Genomic DNA, 21,078 nt, shown 5'->3' on the forward strand with positions numbered 1-21,078 from the left:
CATGCAAAACGTCTCATCGAACAGTGCTCCACCGCTCGCCATCGCGGCGAAGTCTCTGACGAAGTCCTATGCCGGTGTGCGGGCGCTTCGTTCCGGTTCGCTGGAACTGCTGCCTGGTGAAGTTCATGCTCTCATCGGAGAAAACGGCGCCGGCAAATCGACCCTGACCAAGATCATTACCGGAGCCATTCAGCCGGACTCCGGTGAGTTAGAGATCTTTGGTCAACGGATTTCGGAGAACGATCCCAATCGCTCCCGCGCTTTGGGCGTTGCTGCCATCTATCAGCAGCCGGCAATCTTTCCACATCTCACGGTCGCGGAAAACATCTGCATGCCGCTGGAGCGCGAACGGGGCGGCATCACGGTGGATTGGCGCAGCCGCAAACAGCGGGCGAAAGAGCTGATTCACTCCATCGGCGCAAACATCGATCCGGACCGCCTTGCCGGAACGCTCAGTATGGCGGAGCAGCAGGTGGTAGAGATCGCCAAGGCCATTGGGGCGAAGGCGCGCATTCTGCTGATGGATGAGCCTACCGCGCTGCTCTCCGAACGGGAGACAGAGAAGCTGTTCACGCTGGTAAAACGTCTCCGCTCCGAAGGCGTCGCCATCATCTACATCTCACACCGCCTGGAAGAGATTCTTTCCCTTGCCGATCGCATCACGGTGCTGCGCGATGGCGAGACCATCGCCTGCTGCAATGCCGGCGACGTTGACCGCGCAAAGCTGATCGAGCTGATGGTCGGCCGATCGATTGAATCGGTCTTTCCCAAGCGGACGGTTGTTCCGGGGGATGTCGCTATTGCGGTGAAGGATCTCAATAATCCCGAGGCCGGGCTGCACGATATCTCGTTCTCGGTACGCAAGGGAGAGATCTTCGGTCTGGCCGGCCTGGTAGGCTCGGGCCGTACCGAACTGGCGCGTACACTCTTCGGAATTACTCCCGTACATACATCGATCACATTGCACGGACGCGAGGTCACGATCGGCAGTCCTGCTGAGGCCATTGCAAAGGGTCTCGGCTATCTGCCAGAGGATCGCCGTCAGCATGGCGTGATCCTGGACATGAGTATTGCCAGCAACATCACGCTTGCCAGTCTGAACGATGTAGCAAAACGTGGTCTGCTGGACAGCAATCGGGAACAGTCGGTTGCCGAGGCATACCGCACCAGTCTTCGCATCAAAGCCCCTGCGACTGATACCGTAGCCGGAGCACTCTCCGGCGGAAATCAGCAGAAAGTCGCACTGGCGCGTTGGCTGGCCATCAAACCGGGGATCATGATCCTGGATGAACCGACGCAGGGCGTGGACGTGGGTTCCAAGTCAGAGATCCATGAACTCATCGTGGAGTTCGCGGAACGCGGCATGGCGGTCATCCTCATCTCCTCGGAACTGCCGGAGGTGTTGGGGATGAGTGATCGTATCGGAGTCTTTTATAACGGCACTATCGTCGCTACGCTCAGCCGGGAAGAAGCCACACAGCAAAAGGTGATGTCGCTGGCCTTTGGCCATGAGGTGCAGGCATGAAGGCGTACGCACGCGAACTTGCCGTAGCCGCAACCATTCTGCTGGTGCTGGCGCTGCTGGCTGCCACAACACACGGCTTCTTCACGGTGGACAATCTCTCGGACCTGTTTCTCGCGAATGTCCCGGTCCTGATCGTCTCTCTCGGAATGACCCTTATCATCCTGACGGGACAGATCGATATCTCGGTTGGATCTGTTTTTGCGGTCTGCAGCATTGTTACGGGAGTGGCCGCACGAGCGGGCCTGCCGGTATTGGTCGCCATGCTGATTGCCAGCGTTGTCGGCGCCCTTCTTGGCTCGTTTAATGGCGCACTGGTCGCCTGGATGCGCATGCCTTCCATCGTCGTGACGTTGGCATCGATGGTGGCCATTCGCGACGGCCTGCGCTGGCAGACTCAGGGTGCATGGGTGGGAGATCTTCCGGCCAGCTTCCAGAGATTCGGCCTCTCGCAGACGGCCTATACGATTCTCATGCTGGTGGTTGCGGTACTGCTGATTGTCTTTTTCGCCGTAGGGCTGCGCTACTTCCGAGGTGGGCGAAACATCTTCGCGACTGGCTCGAACGAAGCCGCGGCGCGCATCCTCGGTATCGACACCAACCGGGTGCTCTTCTCGGTCTTTGCCATCACAGGTCTGCTCACCGGCTTCTCGGCGGCGTTGAATGCGGTGCGTTTCAATCAGATCCCGAGCAACTCCGGCATTGGCCTGGAACTGAAGACGATTGCTGCTGTGGCCGTCGGTGGGGCCACTATCACCGGCGGCTCCGGCACGATTGCCGGGACAGTGCTTGGTGTCGTTCTGTTGGGCATCATCGGGCCTGCGCTTACTTTCCTTGGTGTCAGCGCTTACTGGGAGCACGCGATTCAGGGGCTCATCATCCTGGCGGCTGTTTCGGTCAATGTCCTGAGTCACTATCGGCGGCGGCAGGTGAGCCATGCTTAGGCGCCTGCATATCTCCGCTGCGGAAGTTGCGCTGGTTGCGGCTCTGGTGCTCGAGTGCATTTACTTCAGCATTGCCGCGCCAAGCTTTGCTACCTGGGGAAACTTCTTTGAGATCATCCGCTTCTCGGTCGAGCTCGGCTTGTTGGTGATTGCCCTTACGCCGATCCTGATTACCGGCGGCATCGATCTCTCCGTCGGTTCAGCCATCGGTATGACCGCCGTCCTCTTCGGCACGATGTGGCATGACGGGCATCTTCCGATTGCCGCCTGCGTTGCGCTGTCACTCCTATTGGGCCTTGTTGCCGGTGGCCTGAATGCTCTCCTAATCGCCGGGCTGCGGCTGCCGCCGCTGATCGTAACTCTGGGCACCTTCTCGCTCTATCGCGGCATCGCTGAGGGCATCACGCATGGCGCAGTGAGCTTTACCGGTTATCCCGCAGGCTTTCTCCATCTCGGACAGGGATACTTCTGGAAGCTCATCCCAGTACAGCTTCCGATCCTCATCGTCGTGCTGGCGGCCTACACCATCCTGCTGCACAAGTCGGTGATCGGCCGCTCCATCTATGCCATCGGCTTCAACGCCGAAGGCGCTCGCTATGCCGGAATTCCGGTACGCAAGCGGCTGGCGTTGCTGTATGTGCTCTCGGGCATCATCGCATCACTTGCCGCAGTGATCTATGTGGCCCACCTCGGTCTGGCAAAGTCCGATCTTGGGACCGGATATGAGCTGCAGGCCATCACTGCGGTAGTCGTCGGCGGAGTCTCGGTCTTTGGCGGCCGAGGCACGCTGCTGGGCTCTATGCTGGGGCTCTTCTTCCTCTCCGTACTGCAGAACGGCATGCATCTGATGGCGCTGCCGTCGGAGCTCACCGGAGTTCTGATCGGCGTGTTGCTGTTGGCCATCGTCGCCGTCGACCGGCTGCGTTCTACCGGTACGTTCAAGGTCACGGCCGGCGAAACTCCTTTGCGGAAGCGGCCGGCATTTGCTCTCGCTGCCGTTGTAGCACTCGGTGTCGTCTGCACGTTGCTCTTCCACGCTGCCGGTCATCGTAATGGTACGGTCGCCGCGGGACACCGCCTGACCATCGCGGTCATGCCGAAGGCCAAGGGAGATCCGTACTTCATCAGTGCGCGCGCCGGAGCGGAAGAGGCCGCGAAAGAACTCGGAGTCGATCTCATCTGGGATGGCCCCACCAGCCTCGACGCCTCGCAGCAGAACGAGCTGGTGGAGAACTGGATCACGCGCGGCGTTGACGCCATCGTCGTTGCGGTGGAGAACAAAGGCAGCATCTCCACCGTACTTCGCAAAGCTCGCGCTCACGGCATCCCGGTACTGACCTGGGACGCAGACGCCGAACTCAACGCACGCGACTACTTCCTGAACCAGGCCACGCCTGTCGGCATCGCCAACGCCCTGACCGATGAAGGCGCACGGTTGCTACCGAACGGCGGACAGTTCGCCATTGTGACCGGAGCGCTGAGCGCCGAGAACCAGAACGAGTGGATTGCCGATATCAAGAAGCGGGTCGCCTCAAACCATCCGAACCTGCAGCTCGCTACGATTCAGCCCAGCGACGACGACCGCGACAAGGCCTTCAATCAGACCCAGGTCATCCTCAAGGCGTATCCGCAGGTAAAGCTGATTATTGCTATCTCTGCTCCAGCGGTTCCGGGAGCGGCTGAGGCCGTTGCACAGTCGGGCCGCATAGACGTCAAAGTGATCGGGCTCTCCCTGCCGTCGATCTGCCGCACTTATCTGCACGATGGATCAGTACAGACGATCTTTCTCTGGAATACGCAGGATCTTGGATATCTGACCGTCTATGCGGGAGCGCTGAAGGCGGAGAAGAAGATTCAGGCTGGAGCCAACAGCGTGCATGTTGGCCGGTTGGGCAACCTGGAGATCAGTGGATCGGAGATTATTCTCGGCAAGCCGCTGCTTATCGATAAGAACAATGTCGACAGCCTGCATTTTTAGAACAGCCCATACACCGGGTGCATGGGTCACCTAGACTTCGGTGGCTTTGATGGCGGCGGCTACTGCTTCTGCGCCGTCGTGGACAGTCAGCTCCACCCGCAGCACGGTCTTTTCGCCTGGCTTCAGGCTCTTCAACGTTCCGCGCTCGCGCTCTTTTTTGCGACCGAGGCTGCGGCAGTTGGAGGGTTCCAGGCCCAGAACGTAGTGGTTTACCCCCGTCAGCTTCCATTGGACGAAATCAGGCAGCGTGCTGGCATCGTAGCGCACGCTTACGGCCCAGTCTTTCTTTTCCCGGTCGCTGACCAGCAGGGTGTTCACCCAGCCATCGGCTCCCGGCTTCATCTTGTGGAAGTAGACGCGCTCTTCGATGCCGCGTGTGGGCTCTTCAAAGACATTCCACTGTTTGAGGCTCTCCTGCGCATAAGGTGTAGCCGCGTCAGTCTTTGCCGGGCTGGCAAAAACCTCGCTCTTTCCTGTGAGCAGAGGGTATCCGAAGTTGAGGTGATACAGCGCCATCAGCGGAGACTCGCTATAGCCGAGGTTCTCAATGGTGTCCTCTATCGAGATCGTGCTGGACTTCAGCGAGGTCGTGATCTTGCGGCTGAGCACCAGGTTTGGGCCAAAGACCGAGGCCTCACGTACCTTTCCTGTGATGGTGAAGATGCAGTCGTCGCCCTTCCACTCTTCTGACCAGCTCACCTGCTCAGCAGGCGTATTGGAGATGGGGCCATGCAGGCCGAGGTGCTGGCCACAGTCATCGCAGGGGGCGCCGGCGTGGGAGAGGCCGCAGAAACACAGCAGGCCGCCATGGAAGCCGCTCAGCCACTCCAGGCCGCGGTTTGAGTAATAGGATGAGTTCGTCACACCGGTCGGCGACTGCCAGCTCAATGACTTGCCCAGGTAAGTAGCCTCTCCGATATCCATACCGCGGCCCGGCATCACCCAGAACTCGAGGCCCGTGGCGGTACGCACCCGTAGAGCCGAAACCCCCTTGGACTTGCCTTCGGCGTACTCAAATGCGGTGACACCACCCACCTGCGACAACCGGCCGATACGTTCTTCGATATAAGTGCGAGTTTCGGAACTCATGTGCGTCCATCTCCCTTGGCCCATTCTAAAAACAAGTTGCGCGGTGGTTAGAGCATTTTCACTATTGCTGGGTGTCCCGGAAGAGGAGTGCAGCGGCGTTTTCATTGCGGAAAACGCCCATAAATGCGGATCCTCTGGGTACACCCGCAGTGAAAATCCTCCAGGGCGTGTCATCGCCCTCACCCACCGCGCAAGCGTAAACCATCAGTCGGGGTTACGGAAGCTTCTTGATGTAAATGTTGCGATGAAGGATTCGCAGAGTTCCGGATATCCCCTACTCTTTCGGCGGAAGCGCCGACTCCCACTGCCTCGACTTCGCCGACTTCAGGACCGCGTCGGTGACATAGTCGCACCTCAGACCGTCCTCAAAGGTTGGCTCGGCACTTTTGCCCTCACCTGCGGCGATCAGGAAATCCGCAACCTGGTGGATGAAGGTGTGCTCGTAGCCGATCTGCAGACCCGGGACCCACCAGTTCTTCATGTACGGATGATCGCCATCGGTGATATGAATGCTCTTCCATCCACGCAGGCGGCCTTCGTCGCGATGATCGAAGAACTCCAGGCGATGCAGGTCGTGCAGATCCCAGCGAGCGGAAGCCTTCTCACCATTGATCTCCAGGGTGAAGAGCGCCTTGTGACCGCGGGCGTAGCGCGTCGACTCGAACAATGCCATCGATCCGTTCTCGAAGTGCCCAAGGAAGGCGGCAGCATCGTCAATGGTGACCGGCTGCTTCTTGCCGGTCTCATTGTGCATGCGCTCCTTGATGAAGGTCTCGGTCATGGCCGTCACATCGACGATCTGACCGTTGAGCCACATCGCCATATCGATGTTGTGCGCCAGCAGGTCGCCGGTAACACCGGAGCCTGAGACAGCGGAGTCGAGGCGCCACAGCGCTTGACCTCCCTGCGGGAGATCTTCCGAGATCGTCCAGTCCTGCAGGAACTGCGAACGATAGTGGAAGATGCGCCCGAAGCGGCCCTCGTCGAGCAACTGCTTCAGCAGAACAACGGCGGGAACGCGGCGGTAGTTGTACCAGACCATGTTGGGCACGCCGGCTTTCTTAACCGCGTCCCACATAGGCTTACCCTCTTCAGCCGTACGGGCCAGAGGCTTTTCGCACAGGACCCACTTGCCTGCCTCGGCGGCGGCGATGGCGATCTCGGCGTGGGTGTTGTTCGGGCTGGCGATATCGATGACATCGATATCTTTGCGTTCGATCAGTTTGCGCCAATCGGTCTCAACCGACTCATAACCCCAGGTGTCGGCAAAGCCTTTGGCTTTTTCCGCACTGCGGGCACAGACGGCCTTCAATACCGGCTGATAGGGCGTATCGAAGAAGCGCGGAGCCTGCAGGAAGGCGTTCGAGTGGGTCTTCCCCATGAAGCCATAGCCCACGAGGCCGACGTTCAATTTTTTCTTAGCCATGTCTTACTCCCACGTCCCTTCTTTCAGTCCCATCCGTGCGCATCGCGCACCTTGATCATGGTGGCAAGAATATCGTTCCAGGTCTGCGGATTCATCATCATCGCATTGGGGAACATGCAGCCGTCCCAGCAGATGTGCTGCATCGCTCTGGTTGGTTGACCGTCTGCGCCGCGAAGCCACAGGCCGGCAACCTCAACGACATCCATCTTGCCGTTCGGATCGTTCACCGGGCAGTGACGTCCAGTCTTATCGTGCGATCCGGCTCCATGGACCGTACCGTCATTCTGCGCAACGTGGAAGTCGACCGTCCACGGACGCAATGCATCGGTCAGCGTCTTGAATGCCGCCATCAGCGTGGCTTTGTCATTCCAGTCAAAGTTCTCGGGCAGGATGCGATCTTCCGGCGCGTTGTAGCCCAGCGTATAGAGCATGGAGTGCGCCATATCCGCCTGGTAGCCCAGCGTCTGCGGACAGTTCACAGCCTCCAGAAGCTCCACCACGCGGCGCCAGCTATGCATAGCGCCCCAGCAGATCTCGCCTTCGAGAGCCAGGCGCTCGCCATACTCCTCGGCGATCTTGCAGGCTTCGGCCAGTGTCGCTGCAGCCTTCTTCGTATTCTCAACGGGATTCTCGGCCCACTGAGAAGGGCTGGCGGCGGTATCCACGCGGATGATGCCGTACTTGCGGATGCCGATCTCCTTGAGCGTCTTGCCCATGATGCAAGCCTTCTTCACCTGCGTGAGATAGTGCTTGCGATCTTCCTCGGAACCAAAGCTCGATCCACCGCCTGTCGGCGGCCACACCGGCGCTACCAGCGAGCCCACAACCAGGTTGCGGCCGGCGATGGAGTCGGCGAGCTTCTTCAGATCGTCAGGGGTCGAATCGATGTCGGTATGCGGGGCTGAGGCGAACAGGTCCACGCCGTCGAACTTCACGCCGTTCACGTCGGCGGCGGCCGTCAGGTCGAGCATCTGTTCCAGAGAAATTGGCGGCTCCGAGTCTGGTCCTTTCCCGACCAGACCCGGCCACATTGCGTTATGCAGTGCAGGCTTCTTGTGTGTGCTCACAACACGCTCCGGTTACTTTTTCTTTTTCAGCGGCTCGGCATCGGGGTTGCCGGGACCAAAGTGCTTGAGGATCACCAGCGGATCGCTGATGCTCTTGTTCTCGACCACGACGCCCTGGTTGGCAGCTGTCTTGGTGATGAAGTATTCGTCTTCTGTCAGTTGGCCGAAACGGATCATCGTCGGAGCGGAGACCGGCTGCTTGCCGAGCGATCCATGGCCTTGAACGACGATGCAACCATACGCTTCCGCATCGGTGATAGTCACCTTTTGGCCTGGCAGCACAGTGAGTTCCTTGGCTGAGTAGAAGCCCGTACCGTAGGTGATCCATACTTCGCGGTAGCCCAGCTTTTCGGTCTCAGCGAATGGCTTCACAGGAGTTGGGAAGCACTTGTTCGACTTGCCGAACTCGGGGTTCACATTCGCATCCCAGTCGAGCATGGCAATCAGGTAATCCAGATCATGCTGCTTGTCTGCGGGAACATCCTTCACGAGCAGGCTCCAGTCGACGAGACGTCCGTCTACTTCCGATTGGAACATCGCGAAGACGTCAGAGTTTACCTGCGGCTCGTAGGTAACAAGCGAGCCCGGAGCATGCAGAATGCCCGGATCGATCTGCCAGCCGGTGCCAGGCTCCAGCAGATAGGCGCGAGCGAAGCCGAGGATGCCGTTGTCGCCCTTGTTCCAGTTCTCCAGGCACTTGCGCACATCATCCTTCGTCGTGCCAGGTTCAAGGCCCATAAAGGTGTACGGGAAGTTGTTCTTGATCTGGTTGTACTGCGGCGGGAAGTAGTACGCCTCTGGCTTGCCCTTGAAGCCGACACGCGCCGCGAACTCGTCGTCCTGGTGCATGTGGTGAGGAATAGGCCCCATATTGTCAAAGAACTTGCAGAGGATGTTCCAGCCCTTCTCGCGGGCCATGACATCGGCGCCCAGCAGCAGATCGCCGGCTTCGTCGACGGCATCCTTCAGAAGGAACTTCTCACCGGAGCTGGTCACGACGTAGCTCAGACCTTCGTCCTCAGTGGTCAGCGGGCCGTTCGAAGCCTTGGTCGTGGACGAAAACCAGCGTTCGTTGATGCCGCCACGATTCGCGCCAAAGGCATAAAGATCGTCCGGATGCAGCCGCAGACGGCGGCCGGGGATCATAAACGAACGGGGGACCCAGCAGGGAGCCAGCCGGAGGATGCCCTCACCGGCATTGACAGCGGCCTGAACGATAGAGCGATTCACCATGTGACGTCTTCCTTCTTCTGTTGCGGAGAACTGGCTGCCCCACCGATGACAGGCAGAAACCAGCGAATCCGGTTGTTTGAGGACGCCAACACTATAACGCCCACCCGGCCTTGCCCGGCACTGCGGGGAAACGCAGCGTATAAGGGCATTTGGGCAGAGTATTGAGCAGCATCGTGAGACGTCTCATTGTCGCGAGGATAGTATCGATGCGGAGAAGCCAATGTCAAGGACTTCCGAAAACGCTTCGGGTTTTCCCTCCGTTTCGATGATCGGCCACACTGGAACCCAAACGGAACCTCGTACGTCCCATAACCGTTAGCATTCGATATGCCGTCACCACGCACGCTTACCTGTTTCGCCGTCCTGCTCCTGCTGCTCGCCGGATGCCGCTCCAGGACCCAGGACAACCCGATCGGGAAACCCATCGCGATCAAGGCGCCGCTCGGGCTTCCACCGGTTCCCGTCCCTGCCGACAATCCGCTTACGGCAGACTCAGTCGAGCTGGGACGGCGGCTCTTCTATGACAAGCGCCTCTCCAGCGACAACTCCCTGGCGTGCGCACATTGTCACGATCCGAAGTTCTACTTCACCGATGGCCTGCGGCTCTCGAAGGGTGTGAACGATCAGCTTGGCGTTCGCAATGCCCCAACGCTTCTCAATTCGGCATATATGCCCTTCCAGTTCTGGGACGGGCGTGCTATTTCCCTCGAACAGCAGTCAGTCGGCCCCATCGCCAATCCGGTCGAGATGAATAACGTCAAGCACGAGATCTTTCTCGACAAACTGAAGGACGATGCAGAGTATCCCAGGATGTTTCGCAAGGTGTACGGCTCGAAGGAGATCAATCTCGTGCGCGTCGAGAAGGCTCTGGCCAGCTTCGAACGCACACTTTTGAGCGCGAACTCCGCATTTGATCGCTTTCAGTATGGCGGCGACAAGAATGCGCTAACACCGGCGCAGCTTCGCGGTCTGGCAGTTTTCCTGAATCCCGCAGGAGGCAACTGTGCCTCCTGCCATACCATCGGGCCGAAGGATGCGCTCTTCACCGATGGCAAGTTCCACAACATCGGCCAGGGCGTGAGCGGCGATGGAGACTTCACGGACGTTGGCCGGTATCACGAGACCAAGGTCGAGACGGACAAGGGCGCTTTCAAAACGCCGACGCTGCGCAATATCGCACAGACCGCGCCTTATATGCACGATGGCAGCATCAAGACTCTGCCGGAGGTTGTGGACTTTTACGCCGGGCAGGGTAACTCCAACCCCTATCTCGATCCTGAGATCAAGAAGATTCATCTCAGTACGCAGGACCGCCTCGATCTGGTCGAATTTCTGAATGCCCTTACCGGCGACCTGCCGCCAAACTCGGGTCCGCCTGCAAAGTAGCCGTCGCAGGTAGTAAAGTGACGGTGATATGCGACTGAAGCCATCCTTCGCCCTGGTCCTGCTTACCGCGTCTCTCGCCGGTTGTAAGTCGAAGCCCACCGAACCTGTCGCGACGACGGAGACATCGTCCGCTCCGGTCTTCTATCATGTCGACGCGGCAACGACCGGCTCCATCTCCGGCACCTTGAAGTACACTGGCAAACGCCCGGCGCCGAAGCTGATCGACATCAGCCAGGACCCTACCTGCGTTAAGGCTCATAAAGGAAAGGCGTACGACGAGTCACTCGTCGTTGATAGCAAGGGGAATCTGGCCAACGCCTTCGTCTATATCCGGAAGGGGCTGGAAGGAAAGGTCTTCGAAGTTCCCACCACGCCGGTGACGCTGGATCAGTCCGGCTGCTGGTTCCGGCCACATGTATTGGGCATCATGGTCGGCCAGCAACTCACCATCACCAACTCCGACCCTGTGACGCACAACATTCATCCGGTGGCACAGATCAACCGCGAATGGAACCACAGCATGGGTCCGGGGGATGCTCCGCTGCAACGTAAATTCACCAAACCGGAGATCATGGTGCCGGTGAAGTGCAATATCCATGACTGGATGCATGCGTTTATCGGAGTCACGGATAATCCATACTTCGCGGTTTCGAAGGATGATGGCACCTTCAAGATCGAAAACCTGCCGCCCGGAACCTACACACTGGGTGTATGGCACGAAAAACTTGGCGTCCAGGAGCAGACCATAAGCGTCTCTTCGAAGAGCGACACTCCTGCCAACTTCACCTTCAAGGGAGAATAGTCAGAATCATGCGGAAGCTTGCACTGCCTTTCGTTGCCACCACCTGCCTTGCTCTTGCAGCCCTGGGCTGCAAGTCGAGCGCACCTGCGCCTTCCGCCGAGAAGCCCGCACCGGAACCAACCGGACCGCGCGTGTATGCCACCAATGAAGTCTCGGGTGATCTGACGATCATTGACATTGGCACGGCTCAGACGATCGCGAACGTGCATCTAGGCAAGCGGCCACGCGGCATTCATGCCGCGGCCGACGGCAAGCAACTGTATATCGCGCTCAGCGGAACGCCAATCGCCGGCCCTGGTGTGGATGAGAGCACGCTGCCTCCGCCGGATCACTCTGCAGACGGCATCGCGGTCTTCGATCTCGCGACACGTAAAATCGTTCGCACCATTCCCGGAGGTTCTGACCCTGAGAACTTCGATCTGAGCAAAGATGGGAAGAAGCTCTTTATCTCGAATGAAGATATCTCGTCCGTCAGCATCATTGACGTCGATTCCGGCACGGTTGAGAAGTCGTTCAAGATTGGCAGTGAGCCTGAGGGCGTGCGTGTCAGCCCTGATGGTAAGGAGGTCTGGGTGACTTCAGAAGGAACGGGAGAGATCTCCGTTCTGGATCCGGAGAAGGGCAAGATCATAGCCACCATCAAGGTCGGCCATCGTCCCCGCAACATAGCCTTCATGCCCGATGGCAAGACCGCTTATATCAACGCCGAGAATGATGGCAACGTGGTCGTCGTGGACGTGAAGTCACACAAGATGACCAAGACCATCACGCTTGGCCAGGCCGGAGTCATCAAGCCGATGTATGTTCTGCTCTCGCCCGATGCATCGAAGCTTTACGTCAGCACAGGCCGCGGCAAGCAGGTCTTTGCGATTGACACCAAGGACAACAAGATCATCGGTTCGGTTGAGGTTGGCGCCCGTCCGTGGGGCATGACACTCTCGCCGGATGGCAAAACGCTGTTTACCGCCAACGGGCCGTCAAATGATGTCTCGTTTGTCGACCTGGCGAGCTTTACTGTTACGAAGAAGGCAAAGGCTAGCGGCGGCCCTTGGGGCCTGGTGGCGCTGCCATAGGCCTTTACGGTAGCAAAGGACGTTCAAGCCCCGCTTCCATACGAAGCGGGGCTTGCGTTTTAAACTCCTGCTTGTAGCTCTCGATCCAGTCGCCTGCAAGCTCATGCTGTGCTTGCTCCAGGGTCATGGAGCCACTGCAAACCATCCCATGTAGCCTGCGTTCCAGCATGTCCTTGGCATGTGCGTTCCACATGGTGCTGTAGGGCTGCGGCCACAGGTTCCGAATCTCTGCTGTTCCGCCGAGCTGTGGGCTGATCAGGTAGTCCACCTGGAACTCTTTGCCGCGCTGCTGTTGCGGTACGTGATACTCGGCGAAGACTACCTGCTGTGTCGTTGCCGGAACTGCGGGGTCAAAATCGTCGTCTTTCTCGCCACATACCTCACCCAAAGCCATGACGCGAACAGCTCCGGGAGTCAATTGCGGATTCGGCACGGGACGGTCTTCGAGGTAAGGCACGACCGCCTGATGAGTCCGATGCAGCGATATTCCGAGTCCGGCAGTTATCAATAGTCCCGCTGCAGCGGTGGCGAAGCCTATCGTCCAAGATCGCCGTCTTGCCAACATCATGCGATAGTGCAATGCGTCGCGCTGGGCCTCAGGCATCTTCGAGGTTTCGACAGCAATCGTCGCCGCAGCTGCAGCGAAAGTCCGTTCCGTTCTGAGCTTCAATGCGCGGCAAGCTTCACACTCACAGAGATGGAGCTCTGCGGCTGCTACCTCGCCGGCTGTCAGTTCTCCATCCTGCAATAACAGGAGGTCTTCGCGCGAAAGGTGTACATTATTGCCCACGGCTTACCTCCGATCGCTCCAGCCTCTCGATGGAACGCGCTACTGCCGCCGCAACTGAGCCAAGAGAGATTCCAATGACTTCGGCGATCTCGCGATATCGTAGCCCCTCAGCGCGAAGCTGCAGGCATGCACGGTCAATCGCGGGCATCGCCTGCAACACGCGTCTCAAATGGAGCCTTCGTTCGCAGAAAAGCAAGGTCTCTTCCGGCCCGGGAGCAGGATCGGTGCACTCCAAAGAAACGTTGTCAGCTTCGGGCACTTCGCGGCTATATGCTCCACGGCGTTTCAAGGCCAGATTGTGGGTTACGCGGAAGAGCCAGCTACGAAGGTTATCCCGTGGTTTCTCTTCAACCAGATGCCGGAAGAGGGCCAGGAAGCTCTCCTGCACGACATCTTCCCCATCCTGCACGGCGATGCCAAACGAAACCGCATAGCGCAACAACGCCGCGTGGTGCAGATCGAACATCGCAAGCACCTCAGTCTCGACGGCGCGTGCTCTTCCTTGACCTGCTATGGCAGGTACCAGAATCGCGAATCTCGACTGGCCGAAGCTGGAAGCCATAGGAATGCACTCATTATGAAGGACGACGGAGATAACAATCCATCTCCTCCTCATTGAAAAACTTTCCGAAAACACTGAACAAAGGGTCTTCGTCCGGAATATATCCATGCAGAAACATAAAAATTCAGAGTTATCGCCGGGTCACCCGCCCGGCCCAAGGTGTCATGCGTCGTCTCCCCGGTCTTGTTTGCGGTTTATTGCTTGTTCTTCTCCATGTCTTCGCGGCGGCACAGTCTCGTGACTCCGGACAACTCCACCTGGTGGTGAAAGATACGTCAGGCTCAGGCCTGGCGGTGACCGGCACCTTGAGCGGTCCTGGGTCCGTGCGGCAGTTCCAGACCGCCCGAAATGGCGAGCATATGTTCACGGGGCTTACCTTCGGCAGCTACAAACTTCAGCTCTACCGCAATGGATTCGCAACACAAACAGTCGCAATCGACGTGCGCTCTTCAGAGATGGTGGAACGCGTTGTCACGCTGACACTGTCCTCCCTCTCCACCTCAGTTACGGTCTTCTCAGAGACACCGATCGGTCAGGCCGATACGGACACCTCGACCGTTCCCGTGCCTGTGCAGAACCTTTCGGCGCAACAGCTCTCTGACGTCAACTCGCTGAACATCGGCGATGGACTTAACAAGCGAGTAAGCGGCATCTACATCAGCGAGAACCAGGGCAACCCGTATCAGATGGATGTGAACTACCGCGGTTATGCGGCTTCCCCACTCCTGGGCACGCCGCAGGGACTTTCGATTTATCTGGATGGAGTGCGGCAGAATCAGCCCTTCGGCGATGTGGTCTCCTGGGATCTCATTCCTCAGGTCGCAGTTCAGGACATCGAGCTGATTCCAGGCGCGAATCCGTTGTATGGCCTTAACTCTCTGGGTGGAGCGCTTGCGATGCGCACCAAGGACGGCATCTCCAACGCCGGCCTGACAGTAAAGTCCATGGGCGGCAGCTTCGGCCGCCGCGCTCTCGAAGGTGAATGGGGAGGCTTTACCTCACGCGGCTTCAACTGGTACGTCGCCGGCAATCTGTATCACGAAGACGGTTGGCGGAAGTTCTCTCCGTCTGACGTGAAGCAGTCGTTCGCCAAAGCTGGATGGATGTTCGGCAGGACGACGATGTCGCTCTCCGGCGTCTATGCCATCAACAACCTCAGCGGAAACGGCACACAGGACTTCCGGAATCTGAACAAAGACTACAGCAGCGTCTACACCATTCCCGACCAGACCAGAAATCATGCGCCATCGCTCACTTTCAATGTGACGCACGAGGTGAATAATGAGCTGACACTCTCGGCGAATGCCTACTATCGCTATATTCGCGCCAACACCTTCAATGGGGACTTGAATGATGATTCTTTCGATCAGGCACTCTACACGCTGAGCACCGCCGAGAAGAACATCCTTACCGCCAACGGCTATACCGACTTCCCCACCGGAACCAGCAACGCTCCGCAGCAGCCCTTCCCCTACTGGCGCTGTATTGCGCAGGGATTGCTGAGGGACGAACCATCAGAGAAGTGCACCGGCATTGAGACGTATACGCAGAACAAACAGAATGCCTATGGCCTCTCCGGCCTGCTGTCATATCGCACGACACGCAACCGCCTAGCCGCCGGTGTCTCCTGGGATCGCAGCGACATCAGCTACACGCAGATCTCTCAGTTCGCGTACCTGAATACGGACGGGATAAGCTTCACCACTATTCCCAGCTATACCGATGGCTCGACCTACTCCGACGGCCTGCCGGTCGATACCCGGGCCAATCTGCACGGCACGGTCAACGTTCCCAGTTTCTACGCTACGGATACGGTCCTGCTGTCGAAGTTCACCGTTACCGTTTCAGGACGCTACAACCACGCAACGGTGGACAACCTGGACCGGCTGCCGCCTTCCGCCGGTCGCGGAACATTGACCGGAAAATATACTTTCCAACGCTTCAATCCATCCGCCGGTCTGACGTATCGCGTCTCTCCGTTGGCGACGCTGTACTTCAACTACAGCGAAGGCAATCGCGCGCCGACCTCAACCGAATTAGGCTGCGCAGATCCGAACTTCCCGTGCCGCCTTCCCAACGCAATGGTCAGCGATCCGCCGTTGAAGCAGGTCGTTAGCCGCACCTTCGAAGTGGGTATTCGAGGCAAGAACGAAAACCGTCTGCAGTGGAATGCCGGTTTCTTCAGAGGGACCAATTACGACGATCTGCTCTTCGTCTCGTCGACTACCACAGGTTTTGGCTACTTCACCAACTTCGGACGCACCATCCGCCAGGGAGCAGAGACCGGGATCATCTACCAGTTCCATCCGTTTACGCTCTCAGCAAACTACACCTTCCTGCAGGCGACTTATGGCGGCCCGCAGGTAGTCGACGGCAGTGCGAACAGCTCGAACCAGGCGGCTGTTGATGGAGCTCGCGGCATTGAAGGCGAACAAGATATCCGGGCCGGCAACACGCTACCGCAGACGCCATCACACATTCTGAAATTCAACGCAGACCACCAGCCCACCCGCAAGCTGACGGTGAACTTCAATGTGGTCGCCACTTCGGGCTCCTATGCTCGCGGGAATGAGAACAACCTCCATCGCCCTGACGGGACCTACTATCTCGGCTCCGGCCATACGGATGCATACGGCATCGCTAACATTGGAGCGAGATACGCCTTCTCGCCGAAATTTGAGTTGTTTGCCCAAATCAACAATCTCTTCGACATGCGCTACGCTACGGCGGCACAGCTTGGTGGAACTCCGTTCGACAACAATGGAGCGTTCATAGGCCGCCCGTTTGCCTCCATCAGTTATGAAGGCGAGACACAATACCCAACCCGCCACTCAACCTTCCTGGCGCCTGGTGCTCCTATCAACATCTTCGGTGGTCTTCGCGTTACCCTCCAGAAGAAGGCGCCGAAGTCATAACTGTACTGTTGCTCTACTGCATTTCAAGCACCAGCAGGTTCCAGTCCATAAAACCTTTGTGGCTCAGCGCCTTACCTGTATCCGGATCGTAGTATTCATTCAGCGATCCGTTGACACGCAGGTCCTGCGCCAGCAGTTGCGTTGTTGCCGCCGCAAGCGTCTGCGCCTCATGTGTGAATCCATATCGTTGCAGGCCACTCCATGCGAAGTAGTTTGCGATGATCCAGACTGGACCGAGCCAGTTGCTCGGGTTACTGCTGGCAGCCAGCGAATACATGCTCTCCGCACGGGATAAGGTGCGCACGCCATACTTGCCGCCGAAGGTTGTTGGATTTAGAAAGTGTTGCCGGAGATCTTCAGCCTGTTCCCTGGTTGCGAGTTCACACCAGAGAGGCAGAAAACCAGTAAAGGTCTGGATGCGGATTGGAATCGCGTTCCACGACATATCCATCCCGCGCCTGATATTGGGAATCAGCTCAGCGCGGCGGTCCTGGCACTGGACATCGACGGTATAGAAGAATTTGTCGCGCGGATCCCAGCACTGCCGCTGCACTGCCTCACCAAGCTGTTTCGCACTCGACGCAAATCGCGAGGCGGCATCTTCCTTCCCCAGCCTGCGCGCCAGTTCGGCCGCTGCTTTCAGGTCCTGGTAATACAGGCAGTTCAACAACAGATTCGCGGAAGAGAAGAACGGCCGGCCGAAGGTCGTTGGATCGTTGTCATTGCCGATAGCAACATCGTCGCCCCAGACCAGCAGGCCTACCTTGCTCGTATTGTCCGCCGTCCAGGAATCGTAGAAGCGCTGCAGCCTATCCAGATACGGAGCGAACCACGCAGTATCACCACTTTCGTCGGCGGCCAGCAATGCCAGTTGTGCAAGGACGGGCTTGGCCTGGTTCTCCTTGTGAGGCCGGCTGCCGCTCAGACAGTGCAATGGATCGGGATCGTTCAGCTTGATCAGCATGGGAATGCGGCCTTCGCTCGATTGATGGTCGAAGAAGTTCGCGATGCTTCCCTGGGCATGGGCGATGATTGCCTGCCGCAATGAGGTATCCGAGGTTTGCTTCGCCATCGCGAACAGGCCGCGTGCTGTCCAAAGTGTGTCCCAATCCCATAGCTCCGAGGAATACGCAGCCTTGGGCAGGCTGGGAGAGATGCTCGGATACTTCAACAACCCAGCAGGTTCACGCAGCAACGCACGTGCATTCTTCGCAAAGTAGCCAAGCAGAAGCTCTTTGTCACCAGCAGCGCGGGACGCCGGCTGTGCGTATGCTGTGGCAACTTCAGAGAACAGAAGACTGTGAGCGGCAAGGCCCGCGAGGAAGCTGCGACGATCTGGGCGAAGGTTCATGGTCATCTCCGGATGACCGCATTCTACCTTCCGGTTCAGACGCGGGTCGCGATACGCGAGCGAACGAAGTAGACCATCAGTCCGCTAACGGCAACAATACCGGCAAGCTTGAGCTCTGCCGCGAAGTTTTGCCGTGAGAAGAGAATGAAGATGAATCCGCCGAGAGCGACCAAGGCGGGCAATGGATACAGCGGCATCCGGAAGCGGCCTTGCTTTTGCCGTTCTGCCCGATGCTTTGGCGTCATAACAGCAATTCCCTGCATCAGGAACTGGAAGACGATGCGGATGATGACCAGCGAGGCGATCACTTCCTGCAGCCGCAGCAGGCACAGCAGCATCGCAATGCCTCCCAGGGTAAAGAGCGAAATCGCTGGGATGTGGAAACGCGGGTGCACCCGACCGAAGACCCCAGGGAAGTTGCCATCCTGGGCGGCGGCAAAGGGGATGCGTGAGTATCCCAGCAGCAGTCCGAAGACCGAGGCCAGCGAAGCCGTCGCGATCAGCACCACCACAACCGATGCTGCCGCGTGCGCCCAAGGATGAGAGGCAAACGCCATTTGCACAAAGGCTGCCATCGTGTACTGCCGGGCTGCAGCATCGTGCGTCAGAGCCATCATTGACTGCCAGGGCAGCACGCCCAGCACCGAGATATTCATCAGCACATAGAGCGTTCCAACGATAACGATAGACCCCAGCACGGCCCGAGGGATGGTCTTCTCTGGCTTCTCAACCTCCGCTCCCAGGAAACAGGCGTTGTAATAGCCCCAGTAGTCATAGGCCGAGACCAGAAGGCCGGCGCCGAGGCCATAGAAGAAGGCTGCATCCAGGTGGAAAGCTCCGGCAGGAAACGAGAAAGCCAGGCGCGGAGAGAAGTGCGTAAAGCCGACCAGGATGACAGCGACCAGCGTTGCGACGACAACGATGCCGGTCACACGAGCAATGCGGCCTACATGTGCGACCGGCCGATACAACGCCACCAATGCAATGGCGCAAGCGCTCATCGCGATCAGAGTCTGGCCACTGAAGATGATCGGCGCATGGAAGAGGTGACTGCTGACGATCGGCTTTGAAGCGGATGGCACAAACCAAGAAACATACTGCGCAAAACCGATACATCCTGAAGCAATCGAGAGTGGCGCGGAAAGAAGAAGCTGCCAGGCATACAGGAAAGCAAAGACTTTGCCCGCGCCATTCTTCCCATAGATATGTTTCAGATAGGCATAGGAGCCACCGGCCTCAGGATAGGCAGTGCCAAGCTCGCTCCAGACACATCCATCGCAGAGAGAGAGGACGGCTCCCAGAATCCACCCAAGCATGGCCTGGGGGCCACCCATCGCGGTCACGATCAGCGGAAGCGTGATGAACGGGCCCACGCCCACCATATCGATGATGTTGGCGCTGGTAGCCGCTGCGGTGGAAAGACCGCGTACGAGCTGCGGGTTCTTCTCAGCCACGGCCAAAGGCATTCACCGCCGCGTGCAACCGTTGCGAAGAGGCGGCCAGGTGATCGACCTCGTTCCGGTGCCATGCTGAATCTGCGTGAAGCTGCGAAGTTGCGCGATCGAGCTGCGGATTCAAGGCCGACAGAGCAGGCCCTCCCGTTGTCGTCCGAACGGAGACGAAGTTCTCCGGATCGAGAGCGCGCAGTAGCGTCGCACGCGCCATCGGCTTCGCCTGTTTTTCTCGAAGGGCGCTCTCCACAAAATCGACCATCGCTTCTGGCTGGTACCTTCCCATCGACGCTTTGACTGCTGTCGAAACGATAGCATGCGCATCGTGGAAGGAGAGACCGGCCTCGCGGGCCAACGTATCCGCCAATTCGGTCACCGCGAGGAAATCGCCATGTGCGCGGGCGGAGAGCCGTTCAAGATCAAACGAGGTCTCCTCCAGCACGCCCGCCATCAGCCGCAACGCGCGAAGGCCGTCGGCAAAGGCAAGATCTACGAGCGGCTGCAATGAATCTTCACTGTCGTTCATATCGGCGAAGGGGGTGTTGTGCAGTGAGTTCAGCACCGCCTGAGACTCGCTCATGGCACGCGAAGCCAGAATACGAGTATGTTCCAGCGGAACGGGATTGCGCTTCTGCGGCATGATGCTGGAGACCTGCACATATCCTTCCGAAAGCCGCAGGAAGCCGAACTCGGCGGTTGACCAGAGCAGCATCTCCTGGGTAAACCGGCCAAGGCTGACCATCAGCGTAGCAAGCACCGAACATGGCTCAGTGATGTAATCCACTGCTGCGATCGCGCCGTAGGTATTGATCTGCAGCCCCTTGAAACCGAGCAGTTCCGCAGTGCGCTCGCGGTTAATCGGAAATCCTGTGCCTGTAATTGCACACGCGCCCAGCGGCGATTGATTGACGTGGGCATATGCGGCACGCAGACGTTCCGTGTCACGTTCCAGCACCTCGATAATCGCCATCAGATAGTGCCCCATGGTTGTAGGCTGGGCAGGCTGATTGTGCGTGTAGGCCGGGATGAGAGCAGCACGATACTCCCCTGCGAGGCGCAGCAGGACTGAGCGTAGAGAGAGACAGGCCTCTGCTACCTCCAACAGGCGTCCACGCAAGACCATACGGTACATGGTCATATCGAGATCGTTGCGGGAGCGGGCTGTATGCATACGGCCCGCATCCTCTTCTCCGCAAAGCTCGGCAAGCTTGCGTTCGACCAAAAAGAACAGGTCCTCTACGGACCCGTCGTACTTCGCCGCAGCAATCTCCTGCAATGGGAGCGCCTTCAGTCCCTGAAAACAATGTGCTGCCGTTTCTTTGGAGATGATCTGTTGCTCGGCGAGCATCAGCACGTGTGCGTAGTCAATCTCCAGCATGGCCGGCAGAAACAGGCGCTTTGCGTCCTGAAAGACATGGGAGAGCACCTGATCACGATAGATAACTGCCGGAAATGTCGAACTCTTTGAGAATGCCATGATGCCTTCTGC

General features: G+C 58.3%; 16 protein-coding genes. 7 read left to right on the plus strand and 9 right to left on the minus strand.

Going from position 1 to position 21,078, the window contains the following annotated elements; all coding sequences use genetic code 11:
* Window position 1: 1 nt before the first annotated feature.
* Genes OHL21_RS14005 through OHL21_RS14015 form a run of 3 tightly spaced genes read left to right on the plus strand, consistent with a single transcriptional unit; the run spans window position 2 to window position 4,444 of the window.
* Window positions 2-1,525, plus strand: a complete 1,524-nt coding sequence (locus OHL21_RS14005) for a sugar ABC transporter ATP-binding protein (protein WP_263417904.1) — start codon at window positions 2-4, stop codon at window positions 1,523-1,525.
* A complete protein-coding gene (locus tag OHL21_RS14010; RefSeq protein ID WP_263417905.1) occupies window positions 1,522-2,466 on the plus strand; it encodes an ABC transporter permease in 945 nt (314 codons plus the stop codon). Before OHL21_RS14005 ends, OHL21_RS14010 begins: the two co-directional genes overlap by 4 nt.
* Window positions 2,459-4,444 carry an ABC transporter permease/substrate-binding protein gene (locus tag OHL21_RS14015; RefSeq protein ID WP_263417906.1) on the plus strand — a complete coding sequence of 662 codons (1,986 nt, stop codon included), beginning with the start codon at window positions 2,459-2,461 and terminating at the stop codon, window positions 4,442-4,444. Before OHL21_RS14010 ends, OHL21_RS14015 begins: the two co-directional genes overlap by 8 nt.
* A gap of 30 nt (window positions 4,445-4,474) precedes the next feature.
* Here the strand turns inward: OHL21_RS14015 and OHL21_RS14020 are convergent, their stop codons facing one another.
* The 4 genes from OHL21_RS14020 to OHL21_RS14035 all read right to left on the minus strand — a co-directional run bounded on the left by OHL21_RS14020 (window position 4,475) and on the right by OHL21_RS14035 (window position 9,259).
* Complete coding sequence (locus tag OHL21_RS14020) at window positions 4,475-5,533, minus strand: aldose 1-epimerase family protein (protein ID WP_263417907.1); 1,059 nt, start codon at window positions 5,531-5,533, stop codon at window positions 4,475-4,477.
* Between the two features lie 274 nt (window positions 5,534-5,807).
* Entirely contained in the window at window positions 5,808-6,959 is a 1,152-nt protein-coding gene (locus OHL21_RS14025; RefSeq protein ID WP_263417908.1) for a Gfo/Idh/MocA family protein, read from the minus strand.
* A gap of 23 nt (window positions 6,960-6,982) precedes the next feature.
* Window positions 6,983-8,026 carry a sugar phosphate isomerase/epimerase family protein gene (locus OHL21_RS14030; protein ID WP_263417909.1) on the minus strand — a complete coding sequence of 348 codons (1,044 nt, stop codon included), beginning with the start codon at window positions 8,024-8,026 and terminating at the stop codon, window positions 6,983-6,985.
* A 12-nt stretch (window positions 8,027-8,038) separates the two neighbouring features.
* Window positions 8,039-9,259 (minus strand): cupin domain-containing protein, encoded by a 1,221-nt coding sequence (locus OHL21_RS14035; RefSeq protein WP_263417910.1) that lies wholly within the window; start codon window positions 9,257-9,259, stop codon window positions 8,039-8,041.
* 327 nt (window positions 9,260-9,586) lie between these two features.
* On the opposite strand from OHL21_RS14035, the gene OHL21_RS14040 reads away from it, so the two are divergent.
* Genes OHL21_RS14040 through OHL21_RS14050 form a run of 3 tightly spaced genes read left to right on the plus strand, consistent with a single transcriptional unit; the run spans window position 9,587 to window position 12,520 of the window.
* Window positions 9,587-10,645, plus strand: coding sequence for a cytochrome-c peroxidase (locus OHL21_RS14040; RefSeq protein ID WP_263417911.1), 1,059 nt, complete (start codon window positions 9,587-9,589; stop codon window positions 10,643-10,645).
* 28 nt (window positions 10,646-10,673) lie between these two features.
* Window positions 10,674-11,447 carry a hypothetical protein gene (locus OHL21_RS14045; RefSeq protein WP_263417912.1) on the plus strand — a complete coding sequence of 258 codons (774 nt, stop codon included), beginning with the start codon at window positions 10,674-10,676 and terminating at the stop codon, window positions 11,445-11,447.
* 8 nt (window positions 11,448-11,455) lie between these two features.
* On the plus strand, window positions 11,456-12,520 hold the full coding sequence (locus OHL21_RS14050) for a beta-propeller fold lactonase family protein (protein ID WP_263417913.1): 1,065 nt from the start codon (window positions 11,456-11,458) through the stop codon (window positions 12,518-12,520).
* A gap of 4 nt (window positions 12,521-12,524) precedes the next feature.
* Here the strand turns inward: OHL21_RS14050 and OHL21_RS14055 are convergent, their stop codons facing one another.
* Both OHL21_RS14055 and OHL21_RS14060 read right to left on the minus strand, forming a co-directional pair.
* On the minus strand, window positions 12,525-13,310 hold the full coding sequence (locus OHL21_RS14055; protein ID WP_263417914.1) for an anti-sigma factor family protein: 786 nt from the start codon (window positions 13,308-13,310) through the stop codon (window positions 12,525-12,527).
* A complete protein-coding gene (locus tag OHL21_RS14060; protein WP_263417915.1) occupies window positions 13,300-13,926 on the minus strand; it encodes an RNA polymerase sigma factor in 627 nt (208 codons plus the stop codon). Before OHL21_RS14060 ends, OHL21_RS14055 begins: the two co-directional genes overlap by 11 nt.
* Window positions 13,927-14,036: 110 nt before the next feature.
* Here OHL21_RS14060 and OHL21_RS14065 point away from each other — a divergent pair, with 110 nt between their 5' ends.
* Window positions 14,037-16,787: a TonB-dependent receptor gene (locus OHL21_RS14065; protein ID WP_263417916.1), complete on the plus strand. Its 2,751-nt coding sequence runs from the start codon at window positions 14,037-14,039 to the stop codon at window positions 16,785-16,787.
* A gap of 13 nt (window positions 16,788-16,800) precedes the next feature.
* Here OHL21_RS14065 and OHL21_RS14070 read toward each other — a convergent pair whose 3' ends face one another.
* The 3 genes from OHL21_RS14070 to argH are packed head-to-tail and all read right to left on the minus strand — an operon-like array spanning window position 16,801 to window position 21,066.
* Window positions 16,801-18,138: an MGH1-like glycoside hydrolase domain-containing protein gene (locus tag OHL21_RS14070; RefSeq protein ID WP_263417917.1), complete on the minus strand. Its 1,338-nt coding sequence runs from the start codon at window positions 18,136-18,138 to the stop codon at window positions 16,801-16,803.
* A 35-nt stretch (window positions 18,139-18,173) separates the two neighbouring features.
* Window positions 18,174-19,592, minus strand: coding sequence for an APC family permease (locus tag OHL21_RS14075; RefSeq protein ID WP_263417918.1), 1,419 nt, complete (start codon window positions 19,590-19,592; stop codon window positions 18,174-18,176).
* Window positions 19,585-21,066 (minus strand): argininosuccinate lyase, encoded by a 1,482-nt coding sequence (gene argH / locus OHL21_RS14080; protein ID WP_263417919.1) that lies wholly within the window; start codon window positions 21,064-21,066, stop codon window positions 19,585-19,587. The genes OHL21_RS14075 and argH overlap by 8 nt, the downstream gene beginning before the upstream one ends.
* Window positions 21,067-21,078 lie beyond the last annotated feature (12 nt).

It is taken from the genome of Terriglobus albidus (assembly GCF_025685425.1).
Classification (GTDB): Bacteria; Acidobacteriota; Terriglobia; order Terriglobales; family Acidobacteriaceae; genus Terriglobus; species Terriglobus albidus.